The sequence below is a fragment of the Jiella mangrovi genome (assembly GCF_017815135.1).
Classification (GTDB): Bacteria; Pseudomonadota; Alphaproteobacteria; order Rhizobiales; family Rhizobiaceae; genus Jiella; species Jiella mangrovi.
Genome location: NZ_JAGJCF010000001.1, coordinates 297,383 through 322,450, shown reverse-complemented (window position 1 = coordinate 322,450; position 25,068 = coordinate 297,383). Strand labels below are relative to the sequence as shown.

Here is a 25,068-nt window from a genome sequence, read left to right as displayed (position 1 = left end):
CGCGAGGAGATTGGCGCCTATTTCGACGCCATGGAGCGGGATTGGGAACCGCTCTCCTATGAGCCGCAGACCTTCATCGAACAAGACAATGAAGTCGCCGTGTTTCGGTCGCGAGGGTTCGCGCGAAGGCCACCGGCAAGGTCGCTCATACCTGGGTCAGCCCTTGGTGGACCTTCGAAGGCAATCGGTTCGCGAAGCTCGTCGAAGTCTTCGACGGCACGCAGGCGATCATGGCGATGACACCGGACTGAGGCGGCGCGGGTTATTTCAGAGCGGCGGTGATCAGATTGGCGAGCCGCGCTCCGGCGACGGCGGCCTGCTCTCGGCTGACATCGCGCGCCTTCGTCTCGTATTCCCGGTCGAGCTTGTAAGGCCCCTTGGCGGGACCGACCGGCGCGGCATATGCGAACTGCATTGCGAAATCGCGGCTTTCCGCGAACCATTGTTCCGGATCGGCGATGGTCGCGCGGGCGGCATCGGGTTCCGGCAGTTTCGTGCGTTGATCGCTCAGGCCATCGCGGATGGCACCCTGCGGTGTGACATAGCCACCGAACCGGCTGTCCCAGTAGGCATGCAGGCTCATGGTCACGCCGGTTGCATCGATCACATCGACATCGTTGCCGCCCCGGTCGCCGTTGGAATCGACGGCCGTGAAGCGGGCCGTCGCGTGAAGCGGCTGGTGCGCGTCACCAACCAGATGGAGCAGCCAGACCAGATCATAGGACCGCACACCGTCAGGTAGGCCGGAGGCCTCCGACAGGCCCTCGGTCAGGAGCTTGATCTGGGTTAGGGCGTTGACCGGATCGGGGTCGTCGACCGCTGTTCCGTCGGGCGAAAAACCCACGTCCCTGTAGTGCCAGTAGTCGTGAACGAGATGATCGTAATAGCCCGCATTGCGGTCGGCATGCCGACCATCCGGCCGGTCTCCGCTTCGCGTATAGGCGGAATCCGATTTGATATCGTCAGCCCAGACCGAAGCGCGGACGAAGGCGTGTTGTGCGGCCAGATCGCCCCTTACGCCTGCCACCCAGCGTTCATAATCCGGATTGAGGCGTATCAGAGCATCAACCTTGACCCGGATATCGGTGGACAGGCGGTCGTAGGCGACCGCCGCGATCTGCATATGGCCGCCATCCCACCAGGCCATGGCGGAACCGGGGCAGAGAAAAGCCGCCGCTGCGAACAAGGCTGTCAAACGTCTCGGCATGATCTCCTCCCGATGTTCTCCGAAGCAGGTGCGAGAATCGCACCAACAACCCAAAAGGGCAATCCGGGCGCAATTCGCATACGCGTGAATGGCGGATGAAGATTTGTCGTTGGGCTGCCTGCGCCTTTGGCGCACCGCGCTCTATTCCGGCGGCGGGCCGCCTCCACCGAACCCGCCGAAAGAGGCGGTTTCGGCCTGTCGGTGACGATCACATGGCAGGGAGAGAAGATAGACGGTCTCCGCCCTTGGCGGTGCCCGGCTTTTGTCTTTGGCGCGTTTACACACGCCGGGAACCCCTCATTCCAGCTTACATGAAATCCGGGGACGCTTCGCTGTGGGTCAACGGCCTTCCGCCGTAAGGCGGGACTAGGGCTCGTCCCTCGCCAAGCCCGCCTAACGGTCTCCCGAGAAGACCGTTGACCCATCCCCGGAATTCCATCGAACGCCCCGAATGTGGCCGCGCGCAAGCGCGCGTCTCTTTGCTTTTGGGTTTTTCGGGTCGCTCGCCGCTGGGCAGGGGTTCAGGCGCGAGACTGTTCCGTCCTTCGGACGGGGTGGGCTTCGCCGGTAGCGACAACCCTTGCACCGAAATGCGGGCATCCCATGAAACAGGACATCTATTCGAAGATCACCAATCACATCATTGCCGAGCTGGAACAGGGCGTCCGGCCATGGATGAAGCCATGGAGCGGCGAGCATGCCGCCGGGCGGATTACGAGGCCCTTGCGGGCAAACGGGCAGGCCTATCGCGGCATCAACATCATCATGCTGTGGTCGGAGGCCGTGACCAAAGGCTTCGCGGCTCCCATCTGGATGACCTTCAAACAGGCGCAGGAGCTGGGCGGGCATGTGAAGAAAGGCGAGCGGGGCAGCCCGGTGGTCTATGCCAGCACCTTTTCCAAGACCGAGACGGACGAAAAGAGCGGCGAGGAGACCGAGCGGGATATTCCCTTCATGAAGGGCTATACCGTGTTTAATACCGAGCAGATCGAAGGCCTGCCGGAGCGCTTCTATCAGCTGGCGAGCCCGCAGCTTGATCCGGTCGAGCGCAACGCCGAAGCGGACGCCTTCTTCGCCGCGACCGGCGCCGACATTCGGCATGGCGGGAATTCCGCGCATTATTGCGGCGGGACCGATCACATCCAGATGCCGCCTTTCGAGGCGTTTCGGGATGCCGAAAGCTACTATGCCACGCTCGCCCATGAGGCCACCCACTGGACCAAGCACAAGGACCGGCTGGACCGTGATCTGGGCCGCAAGCGCTGGGGCGATGCGGGCTATGCCGCCGAGGAACTCGTTGCCGAGCTTGGCGCGGCGTTTCTCTGTGCCGATCTCAAACTGACCCCGGAAGTGCGGGAAGACCATGCCGCCTATATCGGCCACTGGCTCAAGGTCCTGAAACAGGACAGCCGGGCGATCTTCACCGCTGCCGCCCATGCGCAGAAAGCCGCTGATTATCTGGTTGCGTTCAGCGCGGCGGGCGAAGAAGGCGACGAGGACACCGAGGCCGGTGCCGTGCCGCGGCAGGCAGCGGCGTAAGGGGACGGCCATGACAATCCACACTGCCCCGCAACTCGGTTTCGACGAACTTCTCGCCGAGGCCGCCGAAACCAACCGCAAGGCCGCATTCGAACGGGAGACCGGGCATTTGCCCGGCTCCATGGAGGCCGCCGTTCCCTATCTCTTCGATCTCATCGCTGCGCACCACGCGGCGATGCTGGCCGCCGATATCGACGAAGCCCTGCGCCTTCGTGGCGACGCGCACCGTCTCGCGGAAAAGCTCAACGACGGCGGGCCCGGCATTCTCGCTGGGCCGGATGCGCCCGGCTGCAGGCTCGAACGGCTGACTGCGTCGCAGGACGGCACCGTGCCGCTCTGGGGCCAGACGGGCAGCTTTATTATCGAGACCCACGGCATCCGCGCCCGCATTGAAATGAGCGGGCTGTTCGGGATTGGAGCTGGATTCTCCACATGGCCCGGCTTCGCCGCCCATGCCGTGGACTGGAACAGGCCCTTCATTTCGCAGACCGGCTATCGCACTTTCTTGGGGATTCATGCCGAGCCCGCCCCCGGCCTGACGCCGGACACGTTCGCGGAGAAGGTCATCGCCGCGTATGTCGAGAAGGAATTGAAGGGGAAACCGGTGGCTATCCTGCCGGATTACCGGAAGGCGTAGAGCGGGCGATCCGAGGAAAAATCGCGCCGGACCGACCGGTCCGGCTCATGGTCCGCGTCGTCACGCTCGTGGTCCATCTCCGGCTGAATCGCGGCCGCGACGCGGCGTATCTCGATCAAGCCTCGTCGGCGGCCTCCTCGTCTTCTTTTTCTTCTTCGGCCTGCTGACGTGCAACGGCCTTCGGTAACTTTTCGAGAGGCCGATCCGCGAAATAATCTTCAACCCGTTGCAACAAGAATTCTTGCGTTAAGGGGCTTTCGGCAAGTTTTTCGGCGAATGCGCGGCCGGGATGCAGCACATCCCATGGCGATTTGTACTGCGTAGACCGTCGACGGCCAGGGTCCTTGTTACCAAATCCGTCAATCGCACGGTTCCAGACCGGCTTGAACGTTTCGATCAACATATTCTCGCCAAGCGGAATCCAAATATCATCCACCACCAAATGGCGTACATAAAAATCCGCCAACTCAAGATTATCGGCTTCCGAGACGGACGAGGCGTGCTGACGAAGCCGGTCGGCAAGAGCCCTTCCGCCAGCGGCGACGTCCTTCGAGAGGCCCCCTTTGCGTCCGCCCTTTGGAATTGCCTTGCCAACATAAATTGGCCGTTGCAGCCCGCCATCCTTGTTAGCTTGGGCCAGTGGCGCATAGGCAGGAAAATCACCTGTATAGTAGATGACGTACATGCCGGCTCCGGCAATCTTGTCCACGGCGGAGAGGGCGAGCGGATCACGCTTCAGAAGCTCAGTCTCGATGCTCTTGGCGATGTTGATCTTGTCGAGGGGATTGTAAGATTTCCCCTTTGTCATGCTGCCGACTCCAGATGGCGTGCCACGCTCTCTCCGACTGTCCGAGCAAGCTGAACAGGCACGGCATTTCCGAGCTGTCTCATGGTTTCGCTCCATGAGCCATGGAAGCGGAATTCGTCAGGGAAAGTCTGCAACCGCGCACTTTCGCGAACCGTGAAATAGCGCACCGCGCCATCGGGGCGTAACAGCATGTTCTCGCCACCGGGGACGCCGTGTACCCCCGCCTTCAAGGTCTTCGCGGTCTCGTCGAGCGGACTCCCTGTATGTCCTGGATAAGATCGCGCTCCTGGTTGGAAGCGATGATTTGGTACGCGAGCGGCGGCATCGGGGTCATGTTCGGCGTCCGGAAGGTCGTGAATTGAATCTCGAACGGTACGCCAAGCTAATCCTTGAGGCTTCTCTACTAACCGATTTGCACGCTCGCGCATGCGGGGGCCGAGCACGCGATCCTTTGCGGAGACACGGTGGCGATCCCAATAATCACCTCGCGTTTGATCCCACAAAAGTGCGTCGACCGAATGAGTGCCCTGGGGAAAAGCCCATTCGATGTCGAGATCATCACGAAACCCAACGAACAGGACCCTTTCGCGGCGCTGCGGAACGCCGTAATCCGCCGCGTTCAATACGCGGGTAACAACACGGTAATGCAGGTCCTTACGGACGCCGCTCGTATGGTGGCGTTCAAGCCGAGACAAATGATCGGCCCACGTCTCGTCGACGTGGGAATGTATGTCGGGGTGTTCAAGTTGAAGTCTTATATACTCGAAATAGTTTCGGAACGTCGTGCGCGTGAGGCCTTTAACATTCTCGAAGACGAAGACTTTTGGTCGCGTTTGGCGGACGGCACGGATCGCCTCGGGAAACATGTCCCGCGCGTCATTATAAGACCGATGTCTTCCCCCGACGGAGAACGGCTGGCAGGGCGGGCCGCCGGAGACCAAGTCCAGACTGTCCTCGAAAGGGCGAAAATCGACTGAACGAACGTCGCCTTCGGTCAGGTCCCACCCAGCGACGGCCCCGATCCCCCGCTCGCTGTTTTCCCGAATCGTATCACAGCAATACCGATCCCACTCGATTACACTAACGGGATGGAATCCAGCCTCGTGAAGGCCTATCCCAAGTCCACCGGCGCCGGCGAATAATTCTATCGATCTCATGTCTGCAAGAATGCCACGATCTTTTCACGAAGAGAAGCGGTGTTTCGAATTTCACACTCCCAAATCACCAAGCATTCCCACCCCATATTACGTAATTTCTCTTCGTTACCGACGTCTCGCACTCGGTTTTTACTGAGTTTCGGCTCCCAGAACTCGAGCTTTGACTTGGGCATGCGGGCAAGCTTGCAATCGGGGTCTGGATGACGGTGCCAGAAGCATCCATGCACGAAAATGACTTTCGAACGCGATGGAAACACCAAATCCGGCGAGCCTGGAAGGTCCTTTCGATGCAGGCGATAACGATAGCCCATGCCGTGCACAAGTTTTCGAATCGACATCTCAGGGCGCGTGTCCTTGCCCCTGACCCGACTCATGCGTTTGCTGCGTTGCTGAGGTGTGAGACTGTCCAATGCGTTTCAGGCGGAAGAGTTTAGGGTTTCGTGGTTCACCGGGCTCCAGACTGACAACTCGATCTCGCGCCTAGCCGGCGATGCTACAGGGACAGACTAGATTTCGAATGTATGCGCGGCGACGCGCATCGGCCCAACCTTTACGTTCAAACATCTCGAACATGACGGTTTCTTCCGCTGTCAACGGATTAGATTCGAGTGCGTGTAGATGGGAGGCTGTAAGGCGGCGATCTGTCGGGCTATTAATTTGACGGGATGTTTTGCTGTATCGAGACATCCATAAATGATATCCGAAATATCCAGAAATCGCGAGATTTTTTGCCAACGTGAGCGACTACCCCCGCCGACGGCGCTGATTCATTTCAGTCAGACTGTTTACTGCTTTTTCCTTGACGAATCTTTTGCCCACTAGGACTTCGCTGCGACCTGCAGAAGTGGGTTTATCATCTTTGCTCTCGCTGGTAGAATAACGGTAGAGGGGGATGCCGTGTACATCGCAGAAATTCGAATTGAAAATTTCCGCTCGTTTGGTGCGGGCGATCAGGCCTTTGTTCTTCCAATCCGGCCTGGGCTTACGGCGCTGGTCGGCGAGAATGATGCCGGCAAGACTGCGGTAATTGACGCGCTTCGTTTAGTCCTTGGGACTCGCGACCAGGATGTACTACGCGCTGATCCGATGGACTTTCATCAGGCGACGCCCGGCGGAGAGCGAGCTGACCAAATTACAATTCGGCTCACCTTTCGCGGATTGACGGCTTCCGATCGTGGCGCTTTCGCTGAGTTTCTTACCTATGAGGCAAGCAATGGCGGCGCTAATACCGCATTGATTGTAACGTGGCTGGCGAAGCGAAATGCTAAGCAAGGCAGTTCGCGCCGCGTGCTCCCGCCCGAATGGCGCACCGGCCCCAAAGGCGACGGTCCTCTGCTCGACCTAGGTGCACGATCCCTGTTGACGGCGACTTATTTGCGGCCTTTGCGCGACGCTGAGCGGGCGATGGGCGCTGGGCGAGGATCACGGCTGTCACAGATCCTTCAGCACACCACGGAAATTCGCGACACTGGCGCCCCGTTCAACAAGCTCGCTGATCCGCCAGACGACCCAAAGGGGCTCAGTGTGCTAGGTTTGGGAGACTACGCTAACCATTTGTTTGGGGAGAGTGAAGGTATTAGGCAGGCTCGGAAGCGTCTGAATGAAGAATATTTGCAACCACTATCATTTGCTAATGATCTTTTGCAGGCGCGTATTGGTGTAGCCGGTGGTCACGAAGACAGTTACAGATTGCGCCAACTGCTAGAAAAGCTTGAGCTTGCATTGACTACATCTACGGATGCCGAGAGTACGCATACTCGTGGGCTCGGCTCCAATAACCTGCTATTTATGGCGTGCGAGTTGCTGCTACTTGCGGCCGAAAGCGACGGTTTCCCACTTCTGCTTATCGAAGAGCCGGAGGCGCATCTTCACCCACAGCGTCAGCTTCGTCTGATGTCGTTCTTACAGGAACAGGCGGAGAAGGAGCGTGCGGACGGACAACGCATTCAGATCATTGTCACAACGCATAGCCCCAACCTTGCTTCCGACTTACATCTCAAAAATCTTGCGTTGATCGAGGGCGGGCGTGCGTTCCCCCTGTCAGAAGGCAAGACGCAGCTTAGCGCCTCAGACTATCGATTTCTCGAACGCTTTCTCGACGTAACCAAAGCGAACCTATTTTTCGCCCGAGCGGTACTTATTGTTGAAGGCGACGCGGAAAATATTCTGCTGCCCGTGATTGCTAGACTGCTCGGCCGCGATTTCCACTACCACGGGGTATCAATCGTCAATGTCGGCGGCGTCGGGCTCGGACGCTTCGCGCGAGTCTTCATGCGTAAGGACGAAGCAAGAGACGGCGTCATCAACATTCCTGTGGCCTGTATCACGGACATGGACGTAATGCCGAACAACGCGCCTTGGATCGTCGGAAAACTCGAAGCCGACCAGCCCATACCGGCACGTCCGCCTTCTAGGCGACGGTGGCGGGTTAATTCAGATTTTGCAGGCGATGAGCTCGAGAAGCGACGGGCCGCGCTTAGGGCCAAGGCATCGGGTCAGAAGGTCGAAACTTTCGTCGCCGACGAATGGACGCTCGAATATGACCTCGCCTTTCACGGACTCGGCAAGAATGTCTACCGCGCAGCCTCCCTTGCTCTCTCCGATGACAAGCTCAACGCCGGCATCACCAATCAAGACGACATTCTCACCGCCGCCGACAATGCCTATCAGGCGTTGATTGATGATGCTTATGATCAATCAACGCTTGCCTCGCACGTCTATGCGCTTTTTGAAGCTGACGGTGCTTCTAAGGCAATCGGCGCGCAGTATCTCGCCGGATTGCTCGAAAGGGACATTGCAAACGGCGTGCTCGATGCTGGACGGCTACGCGCGGCGCTTCCGCCATATATTGTCGCCGCCATCGAGCATGTCACTGAGCCCATTTTTCTAGCACCTGAGGAAGGCGTTGCAGGCGAGTCAAGTCCGCCGGCAACTTCCGATGCGGCGGTCTGAGCGATGTTCGCCAATCTAATTCGCGAAGAGGATGTGCCTTGGGCGGCGGCGCTCATGGGGCTGGGTGAGGATGGATTCGCACCAGTTAATAGCGATAGCAGCCGCCTTGAGGCGATGCTGCGGCTCGACACCGTCGACTTCGAGGCATGCCCGGGCAGCGGTAAAACGACCTTATTGGTTGCGAAGTTGGCGGTGCTAGCTATGCGCTGGTCGGACCGACAGCAGGGAATTTGCGTGTTGTCGCACACCAATGCCGCTCGCAACGAGATCAACTCGAAGCTCAGCAATACGGCAGCGGGCATCGCGCTTACACGATACCCTCACTTTGTCGGCACGATCCACTCGTTCATAAATGAGTTTCTGGCGCTGCCCTGGCTCCGATCGAAGGGTTTCGAGGTGCGTTGCGTCGATACGCCGATTGCACTTTCAAAGCGTTGGGCCTTACTGCCGCGCAAAACGCGTTGGGCATTGGCGCGGGCCAATCTGGCGGAAACCTGCCTGATCTACACACAGCCAAACTACGGCAGCGAAAAGATTGGTAAGTTCGGGCCGCATACGCATACCTACCAGGCAATTGTGAAAGCACGTCAGGAGTGCAGCGAACAAGGCTACTTCTGCTTCGACGAGATGTTCATATGGGCGAACCAGTTGCTCGACCAGCATCCCGAGGCGATCTCCACGCTTCGTAGGCGCTTTCCTCTCGTTTTCATTGATGAGGCTCAGGACAATAGCGAAGCGCAGTCCGCACTGCTGCATCGCATATTCTGCGAGGGAGAGGCACCTTCATGCCGGCAGCGGTTCGGTGACTCCAATCAAGCCATCTATGCGAGTTCAAAGCAAAGCGGAGCCACAACAGATATCTTCCCTAGCGAAAACGTACACCCAATGCCACGCAGCTATCGCTTCGGTCAGGAGCTCGCGGACCATGTGAAGGGCTTAGGTGTCGTACCGCAGCCTTTAGTCGGTGATGGACCACCGAACCAACTTGATGCCGACCCGAAGACGCCAACGATTTTCCTGTTTGATGATGAGTCAGTGCAAGCGGTTCTAGCGCGGTATAGCCAGCACCTTCTAGACAACTTTGAGGCAGACGCACTCGCGACCGGCGTGTTTACCGCAGTTGCCGGGGTACACGAGCTCGGTGATGACGATAATGTTCCGCGAGCTATGGGACACTACGTGCCAAGCTACGATCCGACATGCGTGAGAAAAGAATCCACTCCGGGTAGCTTCGCGCAATATCTTGCGCGAGCACGGTTTGAGACAGCGGGCAGTGGCAACACCGACATGCTGGTCAACGCAACTGCGGCGGCGCTGCTTGCCGCAAGCGAGCTCGCTGGCAGCACGCACGGCCGTATCTCTCGCAAGTCTCCCCACAGGCGCGTCTTGGAAATGCTCGACGATAACGATGCCGGGACAAGCTACAAAGCGCTATTAGAGGTTGTCCTGACCCACCAAGGAGATATCTCTACTCCAATTTGGGAGACGGAGGCATTGATACACATCCAGGCAGTGGTGAGGCAACTAAGCGGTGCTGCCCAATTGAACGGCGATGTCATAGCGTTCTTGACGGCCCTTCAGCCGCAGACCACCGTCGAAGGAGAACCTACGAACGTTGCGCGTGCAGATAATCTGTTCGTCTACCCCCCGAACGCGCCGCAAGTGCGCATTCGGTTAGGCTCCATCCATTCAGTAAAAGGCGAAACACACACGGCGACACTCGTGCTCGAAAGCTTTTACCATAGGCATCATCTGAGCGAACTGAAGCCGTGGCTGCTGGGTACAAAATCTGGTGGTTCGTGGATAAATCGTCGAGGCAAACGAGTCGACGAAGGCTCCCGCATGCGCGAGCGACTTAAGCTCCACTACGTCGCGATGACTCGCCCAACACACCTGCTGTGTCTCGCCATGCGTAAGGACTCCTTCGACGAAGAAGAGCTAACCACGCTTGCGACGCGCGGATGGATGATTATCGATTGCTGCACACCGGCGGGGACATAACCACCTGCCTTGGCGGGCGTTTTACTCGCACTAGTCACTGCTTCCCGCCCGGCCGAAATGCTCTTACGACCACCATTGCAATCAGCTTATGATTTCGCGGACTCTTTCAAAAGATTGGCAGCTTTTCGGATTATTTCAGATTTTGCGGAGCGAGTGAGGTCAACATTGTCCACTTCTTCGGAGGGCAATTGGACATTTGCGAAGGGGCCTCGCCTCAATGCGCGCCGAAGGCTCCACGGGGCCACACCGAATTCGCTTGCGACGCTGCTGGGCGTAACTCCATTCTTTAGGTGTTCCTTGGCTTTCTCAAGTTGCTCGGGGCTGATCTTCGGGGGCCTTCCAAGGCGCTTGCCGCGTCGGCGGGCGGCTTCCAGTCCCTCTTTGGTCCGCTGTGACAATGTCCGCCGCTCGAATTCCGCCAAGGCTGAAACAATTGTGTAGACAAACATCCCAGCCGGTGAAGTCGTGTCGATACTGAGATTGGCGATCTGGAACCCGACGCCGCGCTCGCGCAGCTTTTCGGCTTCCGTGAGTGCATCGATGACCGAGCGAAACGCCCGATCAAGGTCCCAGACGACGAATATGTCGCCAGGTTCAAGGCGCTGGAGGGCCGTGTCGAAGACAGGCCGCTGCTTACTGACAGCCGACAAGGTTTCGATATGAAGCTCGTCGCAGATGTCCTGCAGCCCATCAATCTGACGATCGGGACGCTGCTCGGTGGTCGACACACGTATGTAGGCAATCTTTTTCATCTAAATCAGTGATTTGATATGCTGATTGACGCTATTTGCGCCACATAATCGACCCTTTCCGTGCTCTGCGCCCGTCAGACCGGGCAACCCCGCGAAATTCGCGGAAATCCTATTACTATCAAGATTATACATAAATTCGTGCGCTACTTGCAAATAATAAACGAAAACGGTCCTTTATGTGGGGTCGTAATACCGCATCAGCCACACAGAATATCAGCGCCGTTGCTGGCGCTATGCTTTTCATGGGCGGCGCGGCTCAGGCCGACACCGCGATGACGGCGGGCGTCGTTCTCGACAACATGCAATCGCGTGAAGTGGGCGCCTATACCTCCGGAATCCTCGAAGGCTTGATGTACCACACAGCCTTGCAGGCGGGCGGCGAAAGCCCGCGCGTCCAATGCATGTACGACTGGTACTATGCAGACAATGAGAAGGCCGTTCGTCAGGTGATGTCGGCCTACTCGAATTACCGCGACAAATACCCGGCTGCCATCATCTACGCTCTGATCAAGCGGGAATGCGGGGCGGAATGAACCTGAACGTTGCTGCGAGCTGGAACAAGGCCCTTTCGGAGAGCGCCGAATGGCACCGCCGGCAGGTGCAGTTTCGTCAGCAGCAGGAGAAACAACGCCGGAAGGATGAAGCGTCCGACCGTTTGGACGATACGCTGGATGCCATCAGCGCGGTCGTACTGGCAACGGACGTGGAGATCGCCGAGTTCGAAGTTCAGCTCGATACCTATGACACGGCTGTCGTTGAAGCGATTGAAGAAAATCGCGTCGAGCTCGATGCGGCGAAAGAGCGGCTCGATGACATGCTGGCAAAGGCCTACGTGAGCGAAGACGGACGCCGGGTCTTCAAGACCGAAGACGGCACCCGAGTTTTCGATGAGTTCGGTGCCGAGCTTGATCCCAGCGTCCTCAGTCCCGACGAAATCGCCGACTTCCACACGAAATGGGAGCCGTACAAAGCCCAGCTCGATAATTGGGAGAGCCTTGAAGCCGAGCGCAGCGAACTGCTCGAATATCAGGAAAAGCTCGACGTCGCGCGTGAGAGACTCGGTGAGGACGGAATCAGCAAGGCCGACCTCGATCAGATGAAAGACGATCTGGATTTCGAGATGCCGGACGCAGTGAAACGCCACATGCCCGGTTACGAGGAGCCGCAGATTCCGAACCTGTCAGGCAGCTTCACCAAGTCCATCGCTCCGGCAGCGGAAACGCCTATTCCGGCAAACCGCTTCGAGACGCTGAACCTTTAGATTTCCGGTTCTGCGCTCGCCTCCATGAGGCGCGCTTTCGGCGGGTCATCCTTCTTTCGCCTCATCTTCCATTTCCATGACTCCCCCTGCCGGCCGCTCGCCCGTGGCGCGTGCTTCGGCGAGAGCGTCCCGGACTTTGCGAATCGTCCAGATGTCTGCCCACAGCATGGTGCGTTCGACATGCGGCGTGCCGAGATGGAGCGAGGCGACCGCATAGCCGCCGGCGAGCAGCAGAACGCCGATCATCATCAGCGCCGCCCGTTCACCCGGATAGAGCAGATCGCCGAACTGAAACCCGAACATCGCCAGACCAAGGCCGCTGGCGAGCGCCAGCCATAGCGGGTCGCGGCCGATACGGACGGCGGTGATCGGTGCCAGCGCTTGGTCCTTGAGCCTTGTGCGCAGAAACCGCGCTGTCACGGTGACACCATAGCGGGGTACCGCGAGGAGGATGGGGTCCATAGCTTGTTCCTCTATGTGCCGGCATAGGTGCACGTACCGGATCGCAGCGCGCGAGCGGTATCGCCTGGAAGATTATCGAGAGACGCTGGCCTGTATGTTCGCCCGCTCATGACGTGGAGCAGCATCGGCAAGCTCTGGCCCGCGAAGGCCGTTCCGACCGCGCAGGCACAAAGGGAGCTGTGATCGATCGTTCGCTCGGGCAACCGGGCTTTGCGGCGGGCATATTCGCCCATCCGTTCGACGGGCTCCATCGCGCCGGGAATCTGGCCGAAAGGCGTCTGGCGCAGCATGTCGAGAAGCAAGCCGACATCGTCTTCGGCCTGGCGCTGCCGGTTATCTCTGGCCTTCGCGGCGACAAGCAATCCGCGCTCGCAGGCGGGGATATAGTTTCGCGCAGCAAGCCGCCGTTCGACCATCGGCTGGAGCCACAGAAAGCAGACCCCGCCATAGATGGCGAGGCCGGCGAGGAGCGCGGGCGGAAACAGGTGGGTAAGGCGTTCGAACACGATGAACCTCTTTCATTGGAACCGGCAGTGAGACGCGACGAGGGCCCTCACGGCGTCCCGGTCGAGGCCGAAGACCGCGAGGGCATCGCGCTTGAAGGGGGAGAGAGTGACGCTGCCGTTCACTTTGGTCGCGAGCGGCAACCGCGAGGCAATGGCACCCGGCCTGTCGTCTCCGCTCAGGTAGCACCACTGCTCGGTAATCGTCTGATCGCCGTTCGAAGCGTAGCGGGTGCCGGTGACGACCGTGCGCCCCTCAAACGGCACTTCGGTGAAAAGCACGTAGTTCCGGACTTCGCCGGGCTTTCCGGCGCTGGCCGTGTCCGGCCAGCGCGCCAGCCTGGCGCAGAGATCGGATACGGTCAGGCCGGACGCGCTCATCATGTCGGCGGCAACGAGGGAGCCGACGAGGGCCGCCGTCAGATAGACGGCGGCGTAATCGCGCAGGAGTAAGAGGGCCCCCCTCATGACCGCTTTCTCCGCGGCGGAAAGAAGAAGCCGGGCGGCGTGCGTTCCGGCGGCAGGTACTCCACCGTTCCCGGACGATGCGCTCCGATGCGCTCGACCAGCTTCGCCGAATCCAGCACGTCGCCAAGCGGCGTGCGCAGGAGCCTGGCCTCCGGATTCACCCGATCGGCGGCTGCGCGGATCGAGAGGAAGGAGAGGAGCACCAGCGGCACGAGATCGAGGCTGATACCGGTGACCCAGGCGGGCAGGATCGCATCGTAATGCGTCAGGACGGCTTGGATCGGATTGGGCCGGGCGATGACCGGCGGTTCCGGTTGCGCCGCGCTCACCTCGGGGATCGAGCCCGCGAGGCTTGCCGCCGTCTGAGAAATTCCGGCCAGCGCGGCATCCGCCGCCGCGCGTTGCTTGTCCGTCTTGATCGTGATCGGCAGAATGGCGCCATCGGTGAAGGTGAGGAGGGCATGACGGATGGACGGCCCGGCCTCGATATTCTGGAGTTCGGCGGCTACCTGATTGACGCAATCGGCGCCCTGGGCGACGCCTTCGGCGCGGTCCTCGATCGTGGCGCCGGAATTGGCCATGACCCGCATTGTCGCGATGCAGGCCGCGCCCCGCTCGCCGAGCTTCGCGTAGACGGTTTGCGCTTCCTCCGCCGAGCCCTTGATGGTTTTGGCCTTGGAGGCGAGTTGGCCGATAAGCGCGGAAATCCCGCCTGCGCCGGCGCTGCCGGTGATACAGCCCGCCGTGCGCTCGCAATCGGACTTCATCGTAAGTTCGCTGTCGAGACGGCCGAGGGAGAGGATCAGCGGCTGGAAATCCGCGGAAGTCGAGAGAGTGTCGGCCAAAAAGCGTTCGACCGACGCGACCGTGCCGGACAGGCTGGCGTCGCGCGCCTCATTGCCGCCGAGGGCCGCCACGTTCCACAGCGTCGAGAGGCCGACTAGGAAGGCCGCACCGGCATAGGTGGTGACCCACCCCGCGATGCGATCCCGCAGCCGGGGCAAGTCCGGCACGATCGCGAACGCCATGTGCCAGAAGAGCGCGATCGTCACGAAAACGCCGAAGGCGATGACGGCGCTGAACCCCTTCCACCACAGACTGTCGGAGCCGATCATCATGTCGAGGCCGACATAGTTCGCCAGTGCCGAGATGAGCGCCAGCACCATGAGGCCGGCGAGAATAGTTGCTTTTCGCATGGGATCAGTCTCCGGACGACATGAAGGGGATGGGGAGCCGGTCCCACTCGACCGGAAACCAGGCGATGACACCGCACTGGTTGATGCCGTAGGGGGGCGGGCTGACGCGGCGGATGCCGGTGACGGTCAGGTAATCGCAGCTGAGATCGTGCCGCGCTTCTCGCGTACCGGTGTAGGTGTATTGGAAGCGAAGGGCCGGGAGGCCGGTCTGGTGAACGACGGCGGCCAGAACCAGCGGCATGGTGACCAGCGCGAAGGCGGACGGCAGAAAGCCGGGGGCGGCGCGGCTTCGCGTGATGGGCACGCTATCGACGGCATCGAGCACGCCGCCGCGCGGGATTTTACGCTTGCGCATTGAAATCTCCTTTTTTGGTGGTTGGGGAGGAAAAGCCGCGCTTTGGGCCAAGCGGCGGCAGGGTCACGCCTGGATAGCGGCGCGACGGGTCGGGCCACGCGGGACGCATGGCGGAAGGGGAGACGGGATCGCGGTGACGCCCTGCCGTCAGCGGCGCATCGTCAGGAAAAGAGGCAGGATGCGCGGAGGCGAAGCGCCGATACGGCGCTCACCAGCCGCTTGTCAGCGCCCTTTGAGTTTGAAGCGGATCGGGAAGCGCTCCGGATCGCCCTGCGGAATATCGGCCTGCCGTACCCACGGATCGACCATCTTGTAGCTGATCAGATCGGCCAGGATCGGGGCCTTGTTCTTGTAGAAAATCAGGTGCGTGTGGTCCGGAAGCTGGATCGCTTGGTCCTTGCGGATGACCGGGATGGCTTTTTCGGAGAGGCCCATCGAGGCCCGGCCTGTGTCGAGATCGCCGGAGGATGCGTCAGCCGGGATAGTGCCGGATTCGGTGATGACGCTTGCCTGTCCGCTGCGCTTCTCGATCCACTCGGCATCGTTCAGGTCGCGCACACCCCAGCTGCAGATCACGTCACATTGCGTATCGAAGGCGGAAGATTCCTTGCCGTATCGTTCGTAGGAGCGCCGGTCCTGGACGAAGGTTACGATCTGAGTCCCATAGGCCCTGCCGATATAAAGGGCGGGCAGAATAGCGGGCAGCGCTGTCGTGGATAAGTTGGCGAACTCGTCCAATAGGAACGTCACGCGGGGCTCCGCCTTGCGTGCCTGCAGGCAGGTGCGGATCAGGACATCGACGACCAGTCCCATCCATTTGCCGTACTCGCCGATCAGCTTCTCCGGCGGCGCGACGATGTAGATCGACATCTTCTTGTTCTTGAGGTCTTGCGGATCGAAGTCGGAATATTCCATCGCCCGGCCCAAAGGCCCATGCGGGTCGAAAATCGCCAGCGCATTCTGCGCTTCGCTCAGGACATTCTCGAAGGTCTTTTCGGAGCGTTTGGCCTTCGCCGTGATCCGGCCGGCCGCGACCTTCAGAAGACCGCTGCCGGCGTCCGTGGACTGCATGCGGACGAGCCAGGGCCCGAGACTCTCATCACCGCCGCCGATGACGCGGTAGAGATATGGGAGGTTGCAGACCAGTTCACCAGTCTCCGCCTCCCAATAAGCGAGGGCGATGGCGAGCCACACCAGCAAGTCCTTGGCGGCTTCCCGGAAAAACTTGTTGTCGCCCGACTGTTCGGGCTCCGGGACCAGGACGGAGAAGATTGCCCGCGCGAAATCGACGATCTCGGGATCGCCGGTCGCGGCCATGCGCACCAGCACTTGAAGCGGATTGAAATCGAAGTTCGGCAGATCGTCGATCCTCCACGGATTGATGATCGCGACATTCTGCTTGAGACGGTCGCGCCGGTGACGCAACGTGATGCTGGCGACCTCGCCGCCTTTGGCCGTCACGACGAGATTGCGGTCGGCGCCAAGGCCAAGGCAATTGGTCATGACAAGAGATTCCGATTTGCCGCCGCCGTTCGGCGCGCGGACCGATACGTGAGAATATCCCTTGTAGCTCAGGATGGTCTGGCCGACCGCGCCGAGGAAAAGGCCCGATCCGTCATAGGACGGGTCGGCAAGTCCGTATTCGGCGACGTGGGCTTCATCCGCGATATGGCCATGACCGTAGAGGCCGGTCGGCTCCAGCACGGCCGCCAGGGCACGGGCGTCCCGCCAGCGCCGGACGAGATACCAGACCGCCGCGAGGCCGAAGTATGCTAGCAGCCCATAGGCGCACCAGGCGACGAACGAAAAGCCGAGCCCTTGGGCGAAGGCGCCCAGTGCCCAGAGTGTCAGCCCGGCCGCCGTCGCCCGAGCGGCGACAGCGAGCGCGGACCCGGACCAGAACGGGCTCACCGATCCGGGTCCTCCCGGTCATGGTCCCGGTTGCCGTGGTCCTGCTGGGGGTGTTCCGCCTCGTGCAGTGCCTGCTCGATCGAGTAGCGCACGTCGGTGCGGACGTTCTCCAGATAATGCTCTTCGCGATCCTCGACCGCGCGTTGCGCCTGCTGTTTGATATGGGCGATTTCTTCCTTGGCATCGAACGGAATGCCGTCGATTTCCCGGACATGATTCTGGACGAGATCGCGAAGCCGCTGGTTCTCTTCCCGCATCTCCCGAAACTGCCGGGAGCGCTTCTGCGCGGTCATCTCCCGGCCGAGCCGGTCCTGACCGTGCTGGACGATGGCATCGACTTTCGCCCGGTTGTCGGGATCGAGCTGGCGGATGCGCTGATCGAGTTCGTCGCGGTCCGGAAATTGTCCCAGCATGTCGGGCGCTTCGCGTTGCCGGTCCGGCCCATCGACCTTGCGCGAGAAGTCGGAATTTGCGCGCGAGCGCCAAGGTTTGAGATCATCATTGGGCATGACTGCCACCTCTTTGATTTGAGAAAGGAAATTGCGATGGATGGAGAGCTGCGGGACGAGCCGTCCCATTCGGATCCCCGGATCGAGGGTTCGCTTCAATCGGGCTTTGCCGAGATTGAAGGTCGGTACGGGCTGGACACGGCGGAACTGGCCTACGCCGCCGCCCAAGCCCTGCTGGGCCGCCTGGCCCGGCAAAACGATGTGTTCGTGCTACGGGATTATTGCGCGACCGTCGCCGCGATATTCGGCGAACAAGCCGATCGGCTGGATGATCTGATCGCCGAGATCAGGCGGAAAAGCCTGAATTGAGGTCCGCCGGCGGATGTCGACGCGAGGCCGGAAAAGGAACCCAGCCAACGGCTGCCGCCGGCCGGGTGAAGCCGGTCACGTGAGCGGCAGCGGCAAGACCGCTTGCGTCCACTGGCGCAGGAACGCCCGGCTATGGGCTTCTGCGATTGACCCCTCCGCGACCATCCACTGGCGGCGGACATAGGGTGCCCTGCCGTCCGCGAACTCCGCCGAGGACATGAGATGACGGTCCTCATACGTGCCGCACAGCTCGACCTTCTGGATATCGACTTCCAAAAGGAAGCCGAGCCGGTCAAAACTGCGCCGCGACGCCTCGTTCAACCGGTCGTCCGGTAGACGCCGGATGCCGGCGATGATTTCCCGAAACTGCCCATGAACAGTCTGACCGTGCAGGACGAGGGCCGCGATCAAGCCCGTCGCCAGCTTTTGGCCGGCATAGGCCGGATCGACGACAAGCCCGCCGATCTTGAAGTCGCGCTCGCCCAGCGGACAACCAAAAGCCGTTCCAGCCGTGCGGCCGCCGTCCTTCGCGACGACAAGCACCGCTTGCCTATCGAGCAGGTCGGCGGGACGGTAGTCGCGCAGGAACGCATGACCGCGTTTATCGCAACGCGTCCGGTCAAATAGCCGCTTGGCATTGCTCGTTTCATCGAGGCTTTCGGCGTTTGCAAACGGCTCAATGCAGCTCAACATCAAGCCGGAATGGCGATTGACGAAAATCGTCGTCGCGCCTTCCAGTGCGAACCGAACCGGAGCCGCGCCAGAAGCGGCTCCGTTTTCATTCGCGGGCTCAAAAGTCATTGGATGAGCCCTCCTGCTGGTTCATAATCACTTGGCCAACAAGGCGGGCGGTTTCAATCCTCTCGCGCTCAAGTTCCTGAATGCGCCGTTCTTGGGCGACAAGCCGGTCCAGGACGGCCTCAACGAGCGGACAGTGTTTGTGGATGCGGTTCGAACTCGTGGTCATGTCGTTTCCTTCATTCGCATGGAAATGAAGGCAGCCTAGCGGGGCCGTCAAAATTGCATACCGGACAAAAGTACGGATTTTGGGGGACAAGTCCGGACTTTGCTAAGTCCCCGTCCCGGTTGCATTTTCTGTGACGTTTTTGCGAGACGGCTGTGCGTTTCGGTAATCTGTATGTATGGGAGAAACCTACAAGCAGGAGCACCGACTTGAGACGGCATTCAGCGAAGCGACAAACAAGCTGACCTGGATCAATTGGACCAATTCTCGAAATGAGACCGAAGGACCCGGTGACCTTCCCGCGCGGGTGGTTCTAGATGAGGAAGGCAATCTAATTTCGGCCTTCTGGAAAAAGGCCGGTGGGGCTCATCGAGAAGACGATTTGCCGAGCGCAATCTATTTCAGCCAAACCACAAATGAGGCAACAATGTACTGCTGGGCTCGACACGGGGTACCAAGCCGTTTTGGCGACCGCCCATCGACAATAGCATTTGACGAACGGACCGGCACATTGTCAGAATTACAATTTTGCCGAAACGGAAAACACTATCGAAGCGGTGATCGACATGCCTATTTCTCTTTCGACCCTGACGGGACAGCATACGATGAAGACGGACGGATTATACCATTTGACGGCTTCGATCCGGCATGGCTTCCCGAAAAAACTAAAGCATTGTCGCCGCTGCTATATCTACTAAGTCTCCGACCGCGATAGCAGACCGGCTCGCAAGGCAGCTTAGCTCACGTGAAAGAGGTGGCTCACTATGGAGCCAGTGCACTTCCCGGAATTTCTAAATTCCGTTGAAGCTAAATATATGGGGCGTAACAACCCTAATAAAATATATTTGTATAAGCGGATTAGCAAAATCGCCCCTGGCGGCAAGAATTTTCACGCACTACTAAAGCTTGTACGTCAAACCGCCATTGAAAGTGCCCAAGCGTGCGGGCGACCACTCGACTGGTCATCTGAAGATCTAAATCTTAGAGACGAACTTCAGAGAGGCAACGGTCATGCAATGAAAGCATCCGCCTTTCATTATTATATTATCCTTCAACCTGAGTACGTTGGATATTCGCGTGAGATTAATGCCAACATAGAACTGAGAAAATCAATGGGCGAGCGGTTCTTGGCGCTTCCCTCGCACCTCATAGAGACACACGTCGAATCAAAACAGAAACCGATTCACCCCACGGCGCCATTCGCATGGCCGCAATATGTGACAAAAGAAGAGGCAGAGGATACAAATGCTGACGAGGGTGTCTGGCTTAACCCCCATAATCACTTTACTATTCCGCTAACACATCGTTTCGACGAGATTGACCAGCTCCACCAATTTGTTCACGATGATCGGCCATTTCTTATATGGGCGATCATTGCCCCTTCGGGCGCTGGCAAGACACGTCTAGTATCTCAGTGGATGAAAGATTACATCCCAAATGAAGCAAACGAAGTTTGGGATGCCGGCTTTGTTCACAAACGCGACATAAACGTCTGGACCGAGTGGAATCCTGCGCGAAATACAATAATTGTAATTGATTATACTACCTTTTTTGATGACGTTATTCACGTCATATCGGATCGATTTTCCAACTATCGTTGCAATAAGAAAATTCGCCTGCTTCTTATTGATCACATATATCCTGACGTTCTGCGCTCCGACCCAATCTGGTCAAAAATATTTCACGATCAAAAAACTGTAGATCACGCAAGGAAAACCCTAATCTATCGGGGAAGTCCTCTATATATAAAAGCGGACCGGACTGCAGACGGCCTGCTCGCCAATGTGATATCTTCGACCGCTAGTACACCAGAAAACCCTATATCTCCTGAAAGCAACGAGATTGTTGATGCGACAAAACATCTAATAGCGATGGGTGACCATGCAGAAAACCCTGATGCGGTTCGTCATCCCCTATTTGCAGCTTTAATGGGCCAGGCATTAAAGGAGAAGCGCGAAATTTCGAACTGGACCCGTCGCGATTTAATAAAATACTACTTTGAAAGTTCAACTAGGAGGCCTTGGGCGCAGGCGGCACCAGACGACTCTAGACCAAATCTAGGTCACTGGGTCGGTGCGTACGTATCCGCTGCGACGCTGCTCCGTGGTGTAGAATTTTTCCACTTAGAGGAAAATCTACCTCCCGAAATTAAGCGACATCAGCACAAACTTTCTCCGTCCGCTCGTATCAAGGCGCACGCCAAACGGATTGTTTCGTCAAAGCGAGATGATGTTCTGAATCCTTTTGAGCCCGACATACTCGGGGAGAGTTTTTTCCTGTATTTTCTACAAGAGTTATCGTATTGCGGAGACGTCGAGAGAAAATTTTACGATATGATTTTTTGCGTCGATTATCATCATATGGATAACGAATACTTTTACAATTTCATGGCAACTACGCAGCGATTAACTCAAAATCTCATAAACGAGAACCAAAGACTGGAAGAAGTTTCCTACGCCTGGCGCAATTTTTCTAGATTTCTTGCTTCGGAGTCGATTAGAGCGAACCCAACTGCTAGTCAAATCGCACTGATGGCACGTATCCGCATCGCGGATATGGTTCAGCATTTGCGCAAACCCGCGATCGAAGACATGTTCCTGGACGAAGTGGACATAGACACGATTAGAGCGGCTCTGAAAGGTCCTTTTTCCTTATATGCGGTCGCAACATATCTTATCTATTTGGATATTCGACTTAGATCCGGTGTCATAAATGACGCAGATTTGGACCCAATTGAAGAATTATTGAGTTCTTTTTTCGAAACGTGCTGTGTGGGTACGTCAAAATTGATTCCGTTTGTTATGCTTGGTAGGCTGGAATTGCTAAAAGCAATACAAGACGTATTTAATTTTGATGTTGAGCAGGGCTGGCAGTATGGTTGGCCGCCGCTTTTGGTTGCTTGCAGGGATGGCCACCTCGATGTCGTTCAGTGGCTCGTTGAACTGGGCGCCGATGTGAACCGGCATTGTGGCGAGAGCGGTATTACAGCCCTCTTTGTGGCGGCAGAAAAAGGACATCTTGAGATTGTTCAATTCCTACACGGGAAAGGTGCCTCGGTAAACGCTGGCTGCGTCGATGACGGGTTGACGCCATTGATGACCGCAAGCTTTGGTGGCTACGATAATATCGTAGAATATTTGATTGAAGCACAGGCGGACGTTGAGGCGCGCAAGACGACAGATCGCACCACTGCGCTTTTCGCATCATGTCTGGGAAACAACGTGCAGACGCTCTGTCTACTCCTGCGCGCAGGTGCGAATCCGGAGGTCAGGGCTTTGTCCCGCAATATCACGTTGTTGATGTTTGCGTGCGAGCTTGGACGTGAAACGTTTGTAAGGACTCTCATTTCGGGTGCCAATGGGGATTGGAGAATGAATCAACCTTCAGAAGCGAAAGGAAAACGCTCACGAGACGCAAGCGAGGGGGTGGGAGAGAATGAACGTCATGGCGAAAACTTAAACCACCGGATTGATATCAACGCGAGAGACAATGAGAATTGTACGGCTTTAATACATGCGATCGCGAATGGGCACTTGGAAATTGCGTTGTATTTAATTGATTTAGGTGCCGACGTTTCAATCCGAGCTCGTGATGGCTGGTCCAGCATAAATATTGCGGCTAGTAAAGGAAATATCGATGTCTGTAGGGCAATTCTTGAGAGAAATCCGGGCGAAATAAGAAGTCGTACGGATACGGGCCTTTCGCCAGTGCTAGCCGCTGGCGCAAATGGCCATTTAGAGCTAGTTGATTTTTTTATAAGAATGGGAGCCAGTTATGAGGAGTGCGATAATTCGAATTATAATTTGCTAGCTCTCGCGGCCGATAATGGTCATTTGAACATGTATAAAAAGGCGATTGAACTAGGTCTCAGCCCTGATGTTGAAGTAGCTGGTGGGCATAATGTGCTGATGTTGGCATCCCGAAATGGACATTCGAACGTTGTCGAATACATTGTCAGAGGAGTTGAGGGTGATTTAGAAAATTAAATGAAACGGAATTGCCGGATGGCCAAATAGGCGGATAAGGTTCGCTTATTTAGGAGATATTCATCTCTTCTATAATAACAGGTCTGTCGTGTTCTTCTAGATTATGATATATATAGAGCGTTTCGATAGAAACTTTTGGAAAATCGGTGTAATTCAATATGCTTGAGAGCGTAGTTATTTTATATTCATACCAATTTTTCAATCCAGCAATGCGGTTATTGATTTTTCTAATTTCATGGTATTGAGCCTGTTTAAGAGCAGAGCGTTCCGTGTCATCGCGAGCTGCGCATTGCTTAGACAGGACAGCATTCGCTTTCTTCATCGCTGAGCGTTTTCCGATAACCCAGTCCCATAAACCCAGCAGGCCAGCTCGGAGGCGTTTTTGACGACTTTCGGCTTCTAACAAGCGGCGGTCTGCTTGCCGATGCTCCAGAATTTGTCGAGCCCTGCGTTGACGAGCGACAAGGTCCTTTCTCTCTGTGTTGAGCATGTACGCCTGTAGCGCCATATCCTTGTTTAATTCGGCGACTAATTGGCGATGTTTCTCAAATGTGATGCCGCGCACCATGCTCCTGATCTCGGCGATTGACGGCAACTCATCTGCGTTTCCTAGCTTCGCGCGCAGTGATTTTGTCTTCTGATCAACCCAGCGGCTGAGAGAGAATATAGCATCGGGGTCACCCCAGTGGATTGCAACAAAACCCCTCCGATCGCCCCGACACAAATGGAATCCCTTTTCTTCGAGCGCAGTGATGAACGACGCTCGGCTGTTGGAACGTTCCCAGCATGATTTCAGCGTCGCTTTGATCTCGCGCGCATCACGTTTGGTTCGCAGGGCGACATGGTATTCCTCAAGACCGTAGTTTCGCGGGTCGGTGAGAGCGGGATCACGCAATCCCTTGGGAAGCTGCCAGGAATGCGTGAGATAAAGCTCTCGTGAAACGTCGCGCAGGCGTTCCTTGTAGAATGGTAGATTAATGGACTTTACCTTCTCTTCACTCGCTTGGATGCGCGAAAACACCACGTGGCAGTGGCGGCGGGCACTTTTCTCATGAAAGATCACGATCTTTGGCTGGCCATCAAGGCCGAGCCGTTCGGCAGCCATTTGGATTGCGTCTTCGTAGTCTTGGATCATCACCTGCTTATCTGCAGGTGGCGAGAGCGACAGCGAAAACATGTGCTGGACGCACTTGGTGGGCTTTGCCAGCGCCGCCATTTCCTGAAATACACCTGCTGGGTCGCGCGAGATGAATCCCTCGATCGCATGCACCTCAACATGGTCGTTGTCGCGCCAGTTCAGGAGGTGCCTGGCGAGTTGGCGCGGATGGCCGCGCTGGCTGCCCTTCAGAATCATGACGTGCTTCCGGTTCCCATGCCAAGCGCTCGCAGCAACATCGAACGGATTTCGGTCACATGCGCGCAAGCGGCGCGAAGTTCGGTCAATATGTCCGGCGTTAACGGTAGTACGCCGAGGCGTGCCGCCTCTGAGAGCTCCACAAGCGAGGCGCCGATTTGGGCCTTGCCGAGATTGGCGAGAATTTGGACAAGAAGCCTTTGCCTGTCCGCCGGGCGTAGGCGCTGCTCGGCGGAGAAGGCAAGGTCGGGACTATTAGCGTCATCCGAACCGGAGAATAGCCGTTGCCGGATATAAGAGCTCTGCGATTGTCCCTTTGCGGCGATCTTGAGCTGAGCACGCTCTTCCGGCGTCAGGCGCAGCGATATAGGTGCGGCAACGCTGCCACGCTTCGTTCTGGTCTTCGTTTTCATGATAATCCGTCGAGGCAAAGGGACGACGAAAGACCGCTCTACGCGACTGCAATTCGTCAACCGGTTTGAAACAACGGGAAGGTATGAGGGCATAATGTCAGCCCGCGTCGTCAGGGTGACGGCGGTTTCGGCCCTGCTAGCGAAGTCTCCGCCAGCACACGGTCCCAGCTTTGCAATTCATTGAAAAGCTGGGAAAAACGGTTCGAAGTTGGTCCGTCAGGGCGCGCCAGTTTCCAAAATGTTTGATCTCCGCACACGGCCTGAAAGCGCCCGTTCCAGGCCGCTCTCCACACAGTTGCTGTGTGGCCGAACTGACTGACCCGG

General features: G+C 57.7%; 24 protein-coding genes. 8 read left to right on the top strand and 16 right to left on the bottom strand.

Annotation, left to right across the window (positions count from 1 at the left end):
* Positions 1 to 262: 262 nt before the first annotated feature.
* Complete coding sequence (locus J6595_RS01435) at positions 263 to 1,342, bottom strand: S1/P1 nuclease (protein WP_342453060.1); 1,080 nt, start codon at positions 1,340 to 1,342, stop codon at positions 263 to 265.
* Positions 1,343 to 1,810: 468 nt separating this feature from the next.
* Between J6595_RS01435 and J6595_RS01430 the strand changes: the two genes are divergently transcribed.
* Together J6595_RS01430 and J6595_RS01425 are read left to right on the top strand one after the other, a co-directional pair.
* Positions 1,811 to 2,746 (top strand): ArdC family protein, encoded by a 936-nt coding sequence (locus J6595_RS01430; protein ID WP_209592672.1) that lies wholly within the window; start codon positions 1,811 to 1,813, stop codon positions 2,744 to 2,746.
* Complete coding sequence (locus tag J6595_RS01425; RefSeq protein ID WP_209592671.1) at positions 2,718 to 3,383, top strand: hypothetical protein; 666 nt, start codon at positions 2,718 to 2,720, stop codon at positions 3,381 to 3,383. Before J6595_RS01430 ends, J6595_RS01425 begins: the two co-directional genes overlap by 29 nt.
* Positions 3,384 to 3,498: 115 nt before the next feature.
* Here the strand turns inward: J6595_RS01425 and J6595_RS01420 are convergent, their stop codons facing one another.
* The 3 genes from J6595_RS01420 to J6595_RS01410 are packed head-to-tail and all read right to left on the bottom strand — an operon-like array spanning position 3,499 to position 5,758.
* Positions 3,499 to 4,191 carry an Eco29kI family restriction endonuclease gene (locus tag J6595_RS01420; RefSeq protein ID WP_209592670.1) on the bottom strand — a complete coding sequence of 231 codons (693 nt, stop codon included), beginning with the start codon at positions 4,189 to 4,191 and terminating at the stop codon, positions 3,499 to 3,501.
* Complete coding sequence (locus tag J6595_RS01415; RefSeq protein WP_209592669.1) at positions 4,188 to 5,348, bottom strand: DNA cytosine methyltransferase; 1,161 nt, start codon at positions 5,346 to 5,348, stop codon at positions 4,188 to 4,190. The genes J6595_RS01420 and J6595_RS01415 overlap by 4 nt, the downstream gene beginning before the upstream one ends.
* On the bottom strand, positions 5,345 to 5,758 hold the full coding sequence (locus tag J6595_RS01410; RefSeq protein ID WP_209592668.1) for a very short patch repair endonuclease: 414 nt from the start codon (positions 5,756 to 5,758) through the stop codon (positions 5,345 to 5,347). Before J6595_RS01410 ends, J6595_RS01415 begins: the two co-directional genes overlap by 4 nt.
* A 487-nt stretch (positions 5,759 to 6,245) precedes the next feature.
* Here J6595_RS01410 and J6595_RS22395 point away from each other — a divergent pair, with 487 nt between their 5' ends.
* Together J6595_RS22395 and J6595_RS01400 are read left to right on the top strand one after the other, a co-directional pair.
* A complete protein-coding gene (locus J6595_RS22395) occupies positions 6,246 to 8,300 on the top strand; it encodes an ATP-dependent nuclease (RefSeq protein WP_209592667.1) in 2,055 nt (684 codons plus the stop codon).
* Between the two features lie 3 nt (positions 8,301 to 8,303).
* Positions 8,304 to 10,301: a UvrD-helicase domain-containing protein gene (locus J6595_RS01400; RefSeq protein WP_209592666.1), complete on the top strand. Its 1,998-nt coding sequence runs from the start codon at positions 8,304 to 8,306 to the stop codon at positions 10,299 to 10,301.
* A gap of 86 nt (positions 10,302 to 10,387) precedes the next feature.
* On the opposite strand, the gene J6595_RS01395 is transcribed toward J6595_RS01400, so the two are convergent.
* Positions 10,388 to 11,053: a recombinase family protein gene (locus tag J6595_RS01395; RefSeq protein WP_209592665.1), complete on the bottom strand. Its 666-nt coding sequence runs from the start codon at positions 11,051 to 11,053 to the stop codon at positions 10,388 to 10,390.
* Positions 11,054 to 11,229: 176 nt separating this feature from the next.
* Here J6595_RS01395 and J6595_RS01390 point away from each other — a divergent pair, with 176 nt between their 5' ends.
* Together J6595_RS01390 and J6595_RS01385 are read left to right on the top strand one after the other, a co-directional pair.
* A complete protein-coding gene (locus J6595_RS01390; RefSeq protein ID WP_209592664.1) occupies positions 11,230 to 11,586 on the top strand; it encodes a hypothetical protein in 357 nt (118 codons plus the stop codon).
* Entirely contained in the window at positions 11,583 to 12,314 is a 732-nt protein-coding gene (locus J6595_RS01385) for a hypothetical protein (RefSeq protein ID WP_209592663.1), read from the top strand. Before J6595_RS01390 ends, J6595_RS01385 begins: the two co-directional genes overlap by 4 nt.
* 45 nt (positions 12,315 to 12,359) lie before the next feature.
* On the opposite strand, the gene J6595_RS01380 is transcribed toward J6595_RS01385, so the two are convergent.
* From J6595_RS01380 to J6595_RS01350, 7 genes are all read right to left on the bottom strand, one after another.
* Complete coding sequence (locus J6595_RS01380) at positions 12,360 to 12,776, bottom strand: hypothetical protein (RefSeq protein WP_209592662.1); 417 nt, start codon at positions 12,774 to 12,776, stop codon at positions 12,360 to 12,362.
* 11 nt (positions 12,777 to 12,787) lie between these two features.
* Positions 12,788 to 13,282: a hypothetical protein gene (locus tag J6595_RS01375; RefSeq protein WP_209592661.1), complete on the bottom strand. Its 495-nt coding sequence runs from the start codon at positions 13,280 to 13,282 to the stop codon at positions 12,788 to 12,790.
* Between the two features lie 12 nt (positions 13,283 to 13,294).
* The gene (locus tag J6595_RS01370) at positions 13,295 to 13,747 is read right to left on the bottom strand and encodes a hypothetical protein (protein ID WP_209592660.1); all 453 of its coding nucleotides are present in this window, start codon (positions 13,745 to 13,747) and stop codon (positions 13,295 to 13,297) included.
* On the bottom strand, positions 13,744 to 14,943 hold the full coding sequence (locus J6595_RS01365; protein ID WP_209592659.1) for a hypothetical protein: 1,200 nt from the start codon (positions 14,941 to 14,943) through the stop codon (positions 13,744 to 13,746). Before J6595_RS01365 ends, J6595_RS01370 begins: the two co-directional genes overlap by 4 nt.
* 4 nt (positions 14,944 to 14,947) lie before the next feature.
* Positions 14,948 to 15,298: a hypothetical protein gene (locus J6595_RS01360; protein WP_209592658.1), complete on the bottom strand. Its 351-nt coding sequence runs from the start codon at positions 15,296 to 15,298 to the stop codon at positions 14,948 to 14,950.
* Between the two features lie 222 nt (positions 15,299 to 15,520).
* Positions 15,521 to 17,209 carry a type IV secretory system conjugative DNA transfer family protein gene (locus J6595_RS01355; RefSeq protein WP_209592657.1) on the bottom strand — a complete coding sequence of 563 codons (1,689 nt, stop codon included), beginning with the start codon at positions 17,207 to 17,209 and terminating at the stop codon, positions 15,521 to 15,523.
* A complete protein-coding gene (locus J6595_RS01350; RefSeq protein ID WP_209592656.1) occupies positions 17,206 to 17,787 on the bottom strand; it encodes a hypothetical protein in 582 nt (193 codons plus the stop codon). Before J6595_RS01350 ends, J6595_RS01355 begins: the two co-directional genes overlap by 4 nt.
* Between J6595_RS01350 and J6595_RS01345 the strand changes: the two genes are divergently transcribed.
* Entirely contained in the window at positions 17,755 to 18,027 is a 273-nt protein-coding gene (locus J6595_RS01345) for a hypothetical protein (RefSeq protein ID WP_209592655.1), read from the top strand. The two genes, J6595_RS01350 and J6595_RS01345, sit on opposite strands and share 33 nt — an antisense overlap.
* A 75-nt stretch (positions 18,028 to 18,102) precedes the next feature.
* On the opposite strand, the gene J6595_RS01340 is transcribed toward J6595_RS01345, so the two are convergent.
* Positions 18,103 to 18,828, bottom strand: a complete 726-nt coding sequence (locus tag J6595_RS01340) for a GNAT family N-acetyltransferase (RefSeq protein WP_209592654.1) — start codon at positions 18,826 to 18,828, stop codon at positions 18,103 to 18,105.
* Complete coding sequence (locus tag J6595_RS01335; protein ID WP_209592653.1) at positions 18,818 to 18,994, bottom strand: hypothetical protein; 177 nt, start codon at positions 18,992 to 18,994, stop codon at positions 18,818 to 18,820. The genes J6595_RS01340 and J6595_RS01335 overlap by 11 nt, the downstream gene beginning before the upstream one ends.
* A gap of 761 nt (positions 18,995 to 19,755) precedes the next feature.
* Between J6595_RS01335 and J6595_RS01330 the strand changes: the two genes are divergently transcribed.
* Positions 19,756 to 22,977 (top strand): ankyrin repeat domain-containing protein, encoded by a 3,222-nt coding sequence (locus J6595_RS01330; RefSeq protein WP_209592652.1) that lies wholly within the window; start codon positions 19,756 to 19,758, stop codon positions 22,975 to 22,977.
* A gap of 49 nt (positions 22,978 to 23,026) precedes the next feature.
* Here the strand turns inward: J6595_RS01330 and J6595_RS01325 are convergent, their stop codons facing one another.
* Both J6595_RS01325 and J6595_RS01320 read right to left on the bottom strand, forming a co-directional pair.
* Positions 23,027 to 24,331, bottom strand: a complete 1,305-nt coding sequence (locus J6595_RS01325; RefSeq protein WP_209592651.1) for a relaxase/mobilization nuclease domain-containing protein — start codon at positions 24,329 to 24,331, stop codon at positions 23,027 to 23,029.
* Positions 24,328 to 24,744 carry a hypothetical protein gene (locus J6595_RS01320; protein WP_209592650.1) on the bottom strand — a complete coding sequence of 139 codons (417 nt, stop codon included), beginning with the start codon at positions 24,742 to 24,744 and terminating at the stop codon, positions 24,328 to 24,330. Before J6595_RS01320 ends, J6595_RS01325 begins: the two co-directional genes overlap by 4 nt.
* Positions 24,745 to 25,068: the final 324 nt, after the last annotated feature.